At 62.8% G+C, this 11,087-nt stretch carries 11 protein-coding genes; 3 read left to right on the top strand and 8 right to left on the bottom strand.

Annotated elements, in window-relative coordinates; all coding sequences use genetic code 11:
* The 3 genes from ACFQND_RS12150 to ACFQND_RS12140 all read right to left on the bottom strand — a co-directional run.
* A partial coding sequence (locus tag ACFQND_RS12150; protein ID WP_377413548.1) for a methyl-accepting chemotaxis protein occupies positions 1 to 905 on the bottom strand: 905 nt, incomplete at its 3' end.
* A 295-nt stretch (positions 906 to 1,200) separates the two neighbouring features.
* Positions 1,201 to 2,397: an HPP family protein gene (locus ACFQND_RS12145; RefSeq protein WP_371438417.1), complete on the bottom strand. Its 1,197-nt coding sequence runs from the start codon at positions 2,395 to 2,397 to the stop codon at positions 1,201 to 1,203.
* A 104-nt stretch (positions 2,398 to 2,501) separates the two neighbouring features.
* On the bottom strand, positions 2,502 to 3,341 hold the full coding sequence (locus ACFQND_RS12140; RefSeq protein ID WP_371438418.1) for a M48 family metallopeptidase: 840 nt from the start codon (positions 3,339 to 3,341) through the stop codon (positions 2,502 to 2,504).
* A gap of 31 nt (positions 3,342 to 3,372) precedes the next feature.
* On the opposite strand from ACFQND_RS12140, the gene ACFQND_RS12135 reads away from it, so the two are divergent.
* The 3 genes from ACFQND_RS12135 to ACFQND_RS12125 all read left to right on the top strand — a co-directional run bounded on the left by ACFQND_RS12135 (position 3,373) and on the right by ACFQND_RS12125 (position 6,930).
* A complete protein-coding gene (locus ACFQND_RS12135; RefSeq protein WP_371438419.1) occupies positions 3,373 to 4,794 on the top strand; it encodes an AmpG family muropeptide MFS transporter in 1,422 nt (473 codons plus the stop codon).
* Between the two features lie 140 nt (positions 4,795 to 4,934).
* Positions 4,935 to 5,669, top strand: coding sequence for a response regulator (locus tag ACFQND_RS12130; protein WP_371438420.1), 735 nt, complete (start codon positions 4,935 to 4,937; stop codon positions 5,667 to 5,669).
* Positions 5,670 to 5,688: 19 nt separating this feature from the next.
* Positions 5,689 to 6,930 (top strand): ATP-binding protein, encoded by a 1,242-nt coding sequence (locus ACFQND_RS12125; protein WP_371438617.1) that lies wholly within the window; start codon positions 5,689 to 5,691, stop codon positions 6,928 to 6,930.
* Between the two features lie 69 nt (positions 6,931 to 6,999).
* On the opposite strand, the gene ACFQND_RS12120 is transcribed toward ACFQND_RS12125, so the two are convergent.
* The 5 genes from ACFQND_RS12120 to ACFQND_RS12100 form a co-directional block, all read right to left on the bottom strand.
* Positions 7,000 to 8,052 (bottom strand): NAD(P)H-dependent flavin oxidoreductase, encoded by a 1,053-nt coding sequence (locus ACFQND_RS12120; protein ID WP_371438421.1) that lies wholly within the window; start codon positions 8,050 to 8,052, stop codon positions 7,000 to 7,002.
* A 48-nt stretch (positions 8,053 to 8,100) separates the two neighbouring features.
* A complete protein-coding gene (gene waaF, locus ACFQND_RS12115; protein WP_371438422.1) occupies positions 8,101 to 9,069 on the bottom strand; it encodes a lipopolysaccharide heptosyltransferase II in 969 nt (322 codons plus the stop codon).
* Positions 9,070 to 9,211: 142 nt separating this feature from the next.
* Positions 9,212 to 9,421: a zinc-finger domain-containing protein gene (locus tag ACFQND_RS12110; protein WP_371438423.1), complete on the bottom strand. Its 210-nt coding sequence runs from the start codon at positions 9,419 to 9,421 to the stop codon at positions 9,212 to 9,214.
* Positions 9,422 to 9,526: 105 nt separating this feature from the next.
* Positions 9,527 to 10,465 (bottom strand): branched-chain amino acid transaminase, encoded by a 939-nt coding sequence (locus ACFQND_RS12105; RefSeq protein WP_371438424.1) that lies wholly within the window; start codon positions 10,463 to 10,465, stop codon positions 9,527 to 9,529.
* 99 nt (positions 10,466 to 10,564) lie between these two features.
* Positions 10,565 to 10,999: a glycerate kinase gene (locus ACFQND_RS12100; RefSeq protein WP_371438425.1), complete on the bottom strand. Its 435-nt coding sequence runs from the start codon at positions 10,997 to 10,999 to the stop codon at positions 10,565 to 10,567.
* Positions 11,000 to 11,087 lie beyond the last annotated feature (88 nt).

Here is an 11,087-nt window from a genome sequence, read left to right as displayed (position 1 = left end):
AGTGAGCTGGCTTGTTCTTCTGTCCTTGAGGACAGGTCCTGGTTGCCTGAGGCTATCTGGCTTGAGGCTGTCGCTATCGTGTCCACCCTCATCCTGACCTGGCTCACACTTTGGACCAGTGAGGCATTCATCTCTTTCAGTGCGCTCAGCAACTGGCCGATTTCATCTTCCGAGTTCACCCGTATCTGGTGCCGCAGGTCACCGGAAGCCACGGTACGCGCCGCCTCCACCGCCTGGCTCAAAGGCCGGGTGATGCTGCGCGACAGCAGCCAGGCCAGCAAACCACCGGCCACCAGCGCGATCGCGCCCAGCACAGACACCAGGGTCTCGGCGTTATTCACCACGGCTTCGGACTCCGTGGTGGTACTTGACAGGCGCGTTTTCTGGCGCGAGACCACTGTCTGCACCGCCTGGACATAGGCATCTGTGGCCGGCGTCAATTGTTTGTGGATGATGTCTTCCAGCTCCACACGCGACATGCCGTGGTTGGGATCGGATCGGCGCTTGACGAGATCCCGGCGGACCTTGTTGTAGGTATCGCGTTTGACGGCAACCGCAGCCATCAGGGCCTTGTTCTCCTCGTTGTTGCCGGCCATGCTGTCCAGCTCCGCGTTCAGCTTGCTGTTGATGGCACTTTGTTTGTCGAGTTCGGCCAGGAAATACGCCTCATCGTCGCCCGTGGTGCTTTTGACAAGGGCGATGGTCCGTACCGCATTGCTGGAGATGCCGCCCAACCACTGCTGCGACAAACTCTCGGCATAGGCCATTCTTTGCATCAACTGCACTGCGTGCCCCACATCCTGCAAGCGCGTCAGGCCTACGGCGGAAATCACCGCCATCAAGGCCAGGATCAGGGCAAAGGCCATACCCAGGCGGGTGCCTATCTTTAAGTTATTAATCTTCATCGGTTTTACTCGTAATATTTTGGGTTGCTGGTGGGGCGTGTAAAAACGTTCCTGCCAGGCCGGCGGCACAGCCCGGGGAAACGGCTTTTGCCCATGACAGGTACAGACGCACCTGAGGCAGCAACCAACTTTGCTACAGCGTACGCCTTGGCTTGTTTATCGGTAATTTCCCGATAAATTTGAGAAAAATACGATTAATTTGACTTTCTTATCAAATTTTTCAGTATTAAGGCTGCGTTTACCGTGCGGTGCGGCAACTACATGGGCATCAGGTCAGCGGCAGGCGCCGCCGGCGTCAAACCGAGGGATCAACCGCCCGCCCCAGGGCTGCGACCAGGTCGGACTGGGTGATCATCCCGACCAGCCTTTCGCCCTCCCCGATGATGGGAATATGGTGATGCCCGGTGCTGCCAAACAAGGGCACCAGATCCACCAGGCGGCTTTGCTCGCTGGCCACCCGGACGTGTCGGGTCATGATTTGCCCCACCGCTTCGGGCTTGTCCGAATAGGCGCTGCGGGTGCTGCGGACCAGCTTGCGCAGCTTGCCGTCAAAACCCTCGTACAGGTCAAGGTCGGCAGCGCGCATGAAATCGGCCAGCGTGACGATCCCGGCAATACGGAAGGTACGGTCCACCACCGGCAGCGCCTTGATGTGGCGCTCACGCAGCAGTGCCCAGGCGTCCTGCAAGGGCGTGCCGAACTGCACCGTCACCAGCTCACGGGACATGATGTCGGCACAGCGTACGTCGGCCAGCTTGCGGTCATAGGCACGCAGCCTGGTCTCCGCCAGCAAGGCCTTGAGGTCATCCCGGCTCACGTCCAGTACCTGGTTGTAGCGTGCCAGCACCAGGTCAAGGTCGGCATCCAGTTGCCCGGCCTCGCCCTGCAAGGGCCGCTCATCCGGTGGCATTTGCATGTGCGGGTAGGGCCTGCGTGTTGCATTGTTGTAGGCAATTCCCGCCACCACCAGCAAAGCGGAGTTAAGCATGACCGGGTAAAAGGCAAAGGCCGGATCGGCAATGCCGAGCAGCACAATCATCAGCGCGGTAGCCCCGCCCGGCGGGTGCAGGCAGCGCAGCACCAGCATCAGGGCCACGGCCGTGGCCACAGCCAGCCCCGCAGCAAGCTCGGGCGAACCCAGCAGGTGAACACCATGCACCCCTGCAATGCCGACCAGTGCCGAAAGCGTGTTGCCGCCCACCACCGCCCAGGGTTGCGCCATGGGACTGGCAGGCACTGCAAACACCAGTACAGCACTCGCACCCAAAGGCGCCACCAGCCAGGGCAGGGCCGAAAGGGTCGCATCACTGGCCAGATGGCATAACAGGCCCGTCAGGAAAACGCCGACCAGCACGCCAACCACCAGGCGAAAGCGCTCGCGCGCGTTGATGCGCGTGCGGGCCGGCCTGAAGGCGAGCCACCACTCGCGTGAAAAAAGAGGCGCCACGCGGCTCCTGTTCGCCGTGGCAGGTTCTTGCGGAGTGGAGGTCATAAGACGCGGGGATGAGAGCAGATGGGCCAAAAAGAAAGGCGACCTGCATTGTCCGCCACCCGGAGGTCCGCGCCTGTCAGGCGGCGGATTGGCTGGCCGCAGGGTCAGCCGCGGGCGCGCTGGTACAGGCCCTGGACCTTGGGCACATTGGCCTGCAGTTGCTGGATGCGTTGGGGCCCGGAGGGGTGGGTAGACAAGAAGCTGGGCCCGCCTGCAGCGCCGCCGGCCTGCCCCATTTTTTCCCACAGGCTGACCGAGGCCTGCGGGTTGTAGCCCGCCCGCGCGGCCAGCTCCAGCCCAACAAGGTCGGCATCGGTTTCATCTTCACGGCTAAAACGCAAGGTCAGCAACTGGGTGCCCACGCTGGCCGCCATATCGCCCAATTGGCCCAGGCCCAGCAGTTGTGCCCCCAGCGACAGCAGGGTGCCCGTGCCCTGGCTTTTGGCAATGCGCGCACGTGCATGTTCGCGCAGGGCATGCGCCATTTCGTGGCCCATGATCATGGCAACCTCATCGTCGGTCAGCTTGAGCTGGTCAATGATGCCGGTATAAAAAGCAATCTTGCCGCCGGGCATGCAAAAGGCATTGATCTCCTTGCTGTTGAGCAGGTTGACCTGCCAGTTCCACTGGCGCGCGCGGTCATTCCACTGGGCGGTTTGCGGCACCAGGCGGGCCGCGATATTGCGCAAACGCTGCAGTTGCGGGTTGCCCGCGGACGCCAGCGCGCCCTTGGCTTTTGCATCGGCCAGCAGTTGGGCATATTCCTGCGTGGCGGCGGTTTCAAGCTCCTCTGCGGGCACCAGCTTGCGCAGGTTCGACGACGGCCCGACATCCACCTGCGCCAGGGCAGGAACAACGGCAGCGGCCGAAGCGGCCCCCGCAGCCAGCAAAAAAGCCCGGCGGCCAGCCCAGGCGGAGTGTTTGGCCTCGCATAAAAAGCACATCAGTGAATAATAGTCATAAATCAAAGATCACATGCCAGAAAAAACCCCGTCCTCCGCATCCACCGCATCACCCGGATCCATCGCCAGCCCTGCAGCCGCAGGACCTTCTGCCGCTGAAACGCCACGGAACAGCTGGCGCGGCATCTGGACGGTCTACAGCGAGGCGGCCACCTTGCGCATGCTGCTGCTGGGGTTCTCCGCGGGGCTGCCGCTGCTGCTGGTGTTTGGCACGCTAAGCTTCTGGCTGCGCGAAGCGGGCATTGACCGCACCACCATCGGCTACCTGAGCTGGGTCGGCCTGGCCTATGGCTTCAAATGGGTCTGGGCGCCGCTGGTAGACCGACTGCCCATCCCCGTCCTCACACGCCTGCTGGGGCGCCGCCGCAGCTGGCTGCTGATGTCGCAGGCGGTCATCATCACCGCCCTGGTGGGCATGGCGCTCACCGACCCGCGGCAAACCCTGCTGCCCGTGGTGTGGTGCGCACTGGCCGTGGCCTTTGGCTCGGCCACACAGGACATCGCGCTGGACGCCTACCGCATCGAGTCCGCCGACACCCGGCGCCAGGCCGCACTGGCCGCGGCCTACCAGACCGGCTATCGCATCGCGATGATCTGGGCCGGTGCGGGTGCCCTGTGGATTGCCGCGCGCGCCGAGGTGGCCGGTATCGCCAGCTACCAGCAAGGCGCGTGGCAGGTGGCTTACCTGGTGATGGCCGCATCCATGCTGCTGGGCGTGGCGACGGTGTTGTTTTCGCCCGAACCCCTCGCACGCGCCTTGCGGCCTTCACGCAACGCCGCGGAATGGCTCAAAGGCGCACTGGTCGAGCCCTTTGCCGATTTCCTGCGCCGCTACGGCAAACAGGCCTTGCTGATACTGGCACTGATCGCGATTTACCGCATCAGCGATGTTGTCATGGGCATCATGGCCAACCCGTTTTACGTGGACATGGGTTACACCAAGGACGAAGTGGCGGCCGTGACCAAGATCTACGGGGTTGTCATGACCCTGGTCGGTGCCTTTGTCGGCGGCGGTTTGGCCATGCGTTTTGGCGTGATGAAGGTACTGATGCTGGGCGCCACATTGAGCGCCGGCAGCAACCTGCTGTTTGCCTGGCTGGGCACGCGCGGGCATGATGTCAACGCGCTGATTTTTGTGATTTCAGCCGACAACCTGTCCAGCGGTATTGCTTCGGCGGCCTTTATTGCCTACCTGTCGAGCCTGACCAACGTCAACTACTCGGCCACGCAGTACGCGCTTTTCAGCTCCATGATGCTGCTGCTGCCGAAGTTCCTGGCCGGTTATTCAGGCAAGTATGTGGATACCTTTGGCTACAGTCATTTTTTCACGGCAACCGCCATCCTGGGTTTGCCGGTGCTGTTGCTGGTCTGGCTTGCGTCACGCATAAAACAGCCTGAAGCCGAATCAGGCAAAGCGCAAAACGCTATCGATTAAGTAGCGCCTACAGGCTTGGGCAGCCTGGAGTAAGCTGAGCTTTTCGCATTACGGTTTACCGCAACTTTACGATGGCTTCAAGCGCAATTGTTGCGTTGCGCGCACCATCTATTTCATTGCGACTCACCAGGGACACGCTCATGGCACAACAACTTTTGATGATCGAAGACGATACCCGCCTGGCCAACATGGTTGGAGAGTATCTGCGCCAGTCCGGCTATGGATTTACCCATGCCGCCGACGGCACCAGCGGTCTCGCGGCATTGCAGGCCAGCCCGCCGGACCTGGTCATCCTGGACCTGATGCTGCCCGACATGGACGGCCTCGAAGTCTGCCGCCGCATCAAGGGCCAGGGCGGCACAGGCGGCGAGCAGGCCAGCACGGCCGTTCTCATGCTGACAGCCAAGGGCGACCCGATGGACCGCATCGTCGGCCTGGAAATCGGCGCCGACGACTACCTGCCCAAGCCTTTTGAGCCGCGCGAGTTGCTGGCCCGCATTCGTGCCGTCCTGCGCCGTGGCGGCGAAACCGGCAACGGCGCCGGTGGTGTGGCGGGCAGTGGCCAGAAGGTCATGCGCTTCGGCTCCCTGGAGATCGACCGCGATGCACGCACGGTGACGGTGTCAGGCAACCTGTGCGAACTCACCTCATACCAGTTCGACCTGCTGGTGGCCCTGGCAGAGCGCTCCGGCCGCGTGCTGAGCCGCGACCAGATCATGGAAGCCGTGCGCGGGCGCGAGCTGGAAGCGTTTGACCGCTCCATCGACGTGCATATGGGGCGTATCCGTAGCGCCATCGAGCTTGACCCGAAAGACCCCAAACGGATTCTCACGGTACGCGGCGTGGGCTACGTGTTTGCCAAGCAGCAGGACTGATTGGCAGCCCATGCTCCTCATGTGGTCGCGCTTTACCTCACACCTCTACGTCCGTATCTGGCTCGCCGTGGTGGCGACCGTGGTGGTCCTGACTTTTCTTGTCGCAGCGGCGTGGCGTTTTACCAAGGACCCGCCGCAGTTGCCGATACGCGAAGTGCTGGTGCACAACGTCGCCGGGGAGGTCATAGGCACGGCGCAGACCAGGCCGGACCGCAAACTCGGCGAGGACCTTGAGTTTGATGTCGTCACAAAAGACGGCCAGGCACTCAAGTTGTTGCTGCCGCGGCCAAAACGACCGCCGCCACCGCCGTGGGGCCGCCTGCCGTTTGATTTCGGCTGGATGCTGATTGTTGTTGGCCTGGCCGTGGCGCTGGGCGCCTACCCGGTCATGCGGCGCCTGACCTTGCGGCTGGAATCACTGCAGCGCGGCGTGGAGCGCTGGGGCGAAGGGGACTTGTCCGCGCGCGTCGATACCTCCGGCAGCGACGAGGTGGCGTTTCTTGCCGGGCGCTTCAACCACGCCGCCGAGCGCATCGAAACCCTGATGAACTCGCACAAATCGCTGCTGGCCAATGCCTCGCATGAGCTGCGTTCACCGCTGGCGCGCATACGCATGGGGCTTGAACTCATGGGCGCAGACATTACGTCACCGCAACGCATTGAAATCTCGCGCAGCATCAGCGAACTTGACCAACTGATCGATGAAATCCTGCTGGCCAGCCGCCTCGATGCGCGGCAGGCCGACGCAGAACCCTTTGAGCGGCTGGACTTGACGGGCCTGGCTGCAGAGGAATGCTCACGCCTGAATGTTGAACTGAGTGCCGACCTTGGTGCGACGCCGGACGAGCAGACGAATACCGGCCTGGGCATCGCCACCACCGGCCACAGCCTGACGGTGCAGGGCTCACCGCGCCTGTTGCGCCGGCTGATCCGCAACCTGCTGGAAAATGCTAGGCGTTACAGCAATGGCGACATCAACCTGGAGCTAGCCCAGATCCGCAAAGGCCCGGAAGACATGGCCGTGATCAAGGTGCATGACCGCGGTCCGGGTGTGCCGGCAGCACAGCGCGAACGCATTTTTGAGCCCTTTTACCGCCTGCCTGGCGCCAGCGAGCGTGAAGGCGGCGTGGGCCTGGGGCTGGCACTGGTCAAGTCCATCAGCCAGCGCCACGGTGGCACGGTCCGCTGCGAAGCACGGCCGGGCGGCGGCGCTTCGTTTATTGTGGAACTGCCGATTGCCGGCGCCAGGCGCACAGCCTGAGCCCTATTGGTAAATCTAAAAAACCGCCGTGAGGCGGTTTTTTTTCTGGCCGAATCTGGCCAGGGCGATTCAAACGCCGGCCATCAACTCGCGCGTCAATTGCGCGGCGGAAATCTCGCGGCAACCGCTGCTGTTCTGTCCCGACCACAGGGGTGAAAAATCACCACGGCCCAGGCTTTCGGCCCGCGCGCGCAGGGGCGCTATGGCAGCGGTGGCCAGCGGGAATGCCGGCGGCGCCGCGCTCATGGGGCCAAGCTCCCGCATGATGCGGTTCATGATGCCACGCGCCGGCCTGCCGGTGAACAGATTGGTCAGCGCCGTATGGCTGGCCGCCTCGCTTTTGAGCGCCGCCCGGTGCAAGGCGCTGGTGCTGGCTTCAGGGCACAACATATAGGCCGTGCCCACCTGCATGGCGGCGGCGCCCAGCGCCAGCGCAGCCGCCACGCCTCTGGCATCGGCAATACCACCTGCGGCAATCACCGGAACGCGCACGGCATTGACGATCTGCGGCAGCAGGGCAAAAGTACCCAGCTGGCTGGTCACCTCGTCCATCAAGAACATGCCGCGGTGCCCGCCCGCCTCCAGGCCCTGGGCGATGATGACGTCAGCACCATGCGCCTCCAGCCAGCGCGCCTCCGCCACCGTGGTCGCGGAAGCCAATACAGTTGCGCCCCAGGCCCGCACCCTGGCCAGCAGGTCTGCCGAGGGCAGGCCAAAATGAAAACTCACGACCGCAGGCTTGAAGGCTTGCAAAACATCGGCCGCCTCATGGCTGAAGGGCGAGCGGCCGGCTCCCGGCGGCACCGCCGTCACATCCAGGCCCAATTCGGCGTAATAAGGCGCCAGTGCCTTTCGCCATGTCGCCTCGCGTTCGGCGCTGACCACCGGCTGCTCGTGGCAGAAAAAGTTGACGTTGTACGGCTTGCTGGTCTGCGTGCTGATGACTTCCAGTTCGCCCTGCAAGGCCTGCAAACTCAGCATGGCGCAAGGCAACGAGCCCATGCCGCCGGCATTGCAAACCGCAACCGCCAGCGCACTGCCCTGCACGCCGGCCATGGGCGCCTGGATCAGGGGCAGTTCAATGCCGAGCATGGTTTTGAGCGATGTCTGCTGTGCGGTCATGTCTTTCCCCTTTTGCCTTTTAGTTTGCCTGTTTTCAGGCCCCGGTTTTCACCCTGCCCCAACGGTTTGCTGCAGGCCATCGAGCACGCGCTGGGCGCTGATGTCGTTCAGGCAGCGGGTATGCCCCAGCGGGCACTCGCGTTCAAAGCAGGGGGCGCAGTCCAGCGGCGGTTGGTAGGCAGGATCGTCCTTGAGCCAGAGCACCCTGGCCTTCTCGCTCAACGGCGGCGTGTGCAGCGGGCTGGATGAGCCGAATATCGCCACCTGCGGCACGCCAAACGCGGCAGCCACATGCATCAGGCCGGAATCGTTGCTGACCGTACCCCTGCTCGCTGCAATCAGGCACAGGGCCTGGAGCAGCGAGGTGGTACCGGCAAAGTTTAGGCACTGCCCGGCCCGCGCGGCATTCACGGGTGCGGCGATCTCGCCGCACAGCGCAGCTTCCTTGCCTGAACCGAGCAACACCACGGGCCGGTCCAGCTTTATCGCCAGCTCCGCAAAATGGTGCGCAGGCCAGCGTTTGGCCGGACCGTACTCTGCGCCGGGGGCAAACACGTAATAGGCGCCGCGCTGCAGCTTCAGGCCGGCAAGGGTTTCCTCAATGCCGGCATCACCCATCTGCAATCGCGGACGGTCAGCCTCAAGCCCGCCCTCACCGCTAAGCGCGGAGTAGAACGCCACCATGGGCGGTTTGTTTTTCGGGTTCTTCAGCCGATGCGTCAGCAGGCCGATGCGCGCTTCACCAAAGTAACCGATACGCTCCGGGATACTGGCCAGAAAAGGCAGCAAGGCACTTTTGAGCGAGTTGGGCAGCACGTAGGCCTTGCCAAAGCGGCCTTCAATGCGTTTTGCAATCGCGCGTCGCTCCCGGAACTGCAGGCCGCCGTGGGCAAAGGGGAATTCAATGACTTCGGCCACTTGCGGCATGGCCCGGTAGACCGGCGCCACCCAGGGCAGCGCCCCTACAGTCAGCTGTTCGCCGCGCGCATGCAGCCGGCGCAGCAGTGGCTCGGTCATCACCGCGTCACCTATCCATTGCGGGGCAATAACCAGAGAAGCCCCCCCGAAGCGTCCTTCGGCCGCCTCCCCCCCAGGGGGGCGCCGCTTGCGGCCCGGCGAAGCCGGTTCCGCGGCGGCCGCTTGAAGGGGAAGAGACACGCTAGTGGCCGGCGCCGAAATGTTCGCCGGCCTTCAACGCGTAAACCGTGCCGCAATAAGGGCACTTGGCGCTGCCGGTGCGTGCCACATCCAGGTAAACCTTGGGGTGGCTGTTCCAGATCTTCATGTCTGCTTTTGGGCTGGGGCAATAAACGCCGCCCTGGGGATTGAGGTCGGAGGCCAGCAGTTCAATGGATGCAGTTGTAGTCATGTCATGATTCACAGTCTATTCAGGATGCCGCAGCGCCGGGCCGCCCCAAGCAAGGCACGGCCCCCTCGGGGGCAGCGTAGTACACGAAGTGACGAGCGTGGGGGCTCACACTTTGCTCAGCCAATGGGCGTACTTGGGATTGCGGCCGTTGACGATGTCAAAAAAAGCTGCCTGGATTTTTTCGGTGATAGGCCCGCGAGAGCCGGCCCCGATCTCGATGCGGTCCAGTTCGCGGATGGGCGTGACCTCAGCGGCCGTGCCGGTGAAGAAGGCTTCGTCTGCGATGTACATCTCGTCGCGCGTGATGCGCTTTTGCACCACTTCCAGGCCCAGGTCCTTGCAGATGTGGAACACGGTGTCACGCGTGATGCCCTTCAGTGCACCGGCCGACAGGTCGGGGGTGTAGACCACGCCGTCCTTGACGATGAACACGTTTTCGCCGGAGCCTTCGGACACAAAACCGGAGGTATCGAGCAGCAGGGCTTCGTCGTAACCGTCATCGGTGGCTTCGGTGTTGGCCAGAATGGAGTTGGTGTAGTTGCTGACAGCCTTGGCCTGCGTCATGGTGATGTTGACGTGGTGGCGGGCATAGCTGGAAGTCTTCACGCGGATGCCCCTGGTCATGCCGTCTTCGCCCAGGTAAGCGCCCCAGGCCCAGGCGGCGACCATCACGTGGATGTCATTGCCCTTGGGCGAAACGCCTAGCTTTTTGTCGCCTATCCAGGTCAGCGGGCGCAGGTAGCAGCTTTCCAGCTTGTTCTCGCGCACCACGGCCTTCTGGGCTTCATTGAGGGCTTCCTTGCTGAAAGGCACCTTCATGCGCAGGATTTTGGAGCTGTTGAGCAGGCGCTCGGTGTGGTCTTCAAGCCGGAAAATCGCCGTGCCGTTGACCGTGTTGTAGGCACGCACGCCTTCAAACGCGCCGCAGCCGTAGTGCAGGGTGTGGGTCAGCACGTGGATCTTGGCGTCACGCCAGTCAACCATCTGGCCGTCCATCCAGATTTTGCCGTCGCGGTCTGCCATGGAGGGTGCTACTGGGGACATGATATGTATCCTGTGATGAATGTCGTGGAGTGTTGTTGTCTATCAGGGCTCGCCGGCCGCCATGGCGGCGCAGGGCGCTGAAAACCCGAAACACTGATTTTACGGGGCGGGCGGGGCAGCGTCGCCAGACGGGGGTAAATCCGGCGTTTCGGGCCGGAAAAGCTCGTAGTGCGAGAGCTTGCCACCCACAAAGGTGCAGGTCACCGACGACCTGGAACCGTCCGTCCAGACAAAGACCTCCGGCTGGGCATCCTTGACTGAAGTGAGCTGGCCAAGCGCGCGCGTCATGGCGACCACATGCATCAGCGTCATGCCGGGCTTGAGTTTGGCATTCAGCATGACGGCGCTGTCGACATAACCGATGGGCCGGTTGGCCGCGCGCTTGAGCACCTGCATCATCCGGTTGAAGTTCAGCAGCACCCCGAATATCAGGACACTGAAAACGGCGGCAATGCCGGCCCATCCATAAGAACGGTAAGCCAGCACAGATCCAACGATCACGGCAACGGGAACAAGAATTTTTTGGAAGTTCATGGCGCTATTTTCGCAGCCCTCGTCGCCCGCCCGCGCTGCGGGAAGTGCGTAAGGGCCCAAAACCTCATTTTTGGCGCAATATCTGGAT

The organism is Polaromonas aquatica (genome assembly GCF_042659145.1).
Taxonomy (GTDB): domain Bacteria; phylum Pseudomonadota; class Gammaproteobacteria; order Burkholderiales; family Burkholderiaceae_C; genus Polaromonas; species Polaromonas aquatica.
The sequence above is the reverse complement of the archived record's forward strand: the minus strand, read 5'-3'. Positions and strand labels throughout refer to the sequence as shown.

Excerpts from the sequence above, each read along its gene's own strand:
- ACFQND_RS12110 (WP_371438423.1), bottom strand. The coding sequence starts at position 9,421 with ATGACTACAACTGCATCCATTGAACTGCTGGCCTCCGACCTCAATCCC.
- ACFQND_RS12125 (WP_371438617.1), top strand. The coding sequence starts at position 5,689 with ATGTGGTCGCGCTTTACCTCACACCTCTACGTCCGTATCTGGCTCGCC.
- ACFQND_RS12105 (WP_371438424.1), bottom strand. The coding sequence starts at position 10,465 with ATGTCCCCAGTAGCACCCTCCATGGCAGACCGCGACGGCAAAATCTGG.
- ACFQND_RS12100 (WP_371438425.1), bottom strand. The coding sequence starts at position 10,999 with ATGAACTTCCAAAAAATTCTTGTTCCCGTTGCCGTGATCGTTGGATCT.
- ACFQND_RS12130 (WP_371438420.1), top strand. The coding sequence starts at position 4,935 with ATGGCACAACAACTTTTGATGATCGAAGACGATACCCGCCTGGCCAAC.
- waaF (WP_371438422.1), bottom strand. The coding sequence starts at position 9,069 with ATGACCGAGCCACTGCTGCGCCGGCTGCATGCGCGCGGCGAACAGCTG.
- ACFQND_RS12145 (WP_371438417.1), bottom strand. The coding sequence starts at position 2,397 with ATGACCTCCACTCCGCAAGAACCTGCCACGGCGAACAGGAGCCGCGTG.
- ACFQND_RS12140 (WP_371438418.1), bottom strand. The coding sequence starts at position 3,341 with ATGTGCTTTTTATGCGAGGCCAAACACTCCGCCTGGGCTGGCCGCCGG.
- ACFQND_RS12135 (WP_371438419.1), top strand. The coding sequence starts at position 3,373 with ATGCCAGAAAAAACCCCGTCCTCCGCATCCACCGCATCACCCGGATCC.
- ACFQND_RS12120 (WP_371438421.1), bottom strand. The coding sequence starts at position 8,052 with ATGACCGCACAGCAGACATCGCTCAAAACCATGCTCGGCATTGAACTG.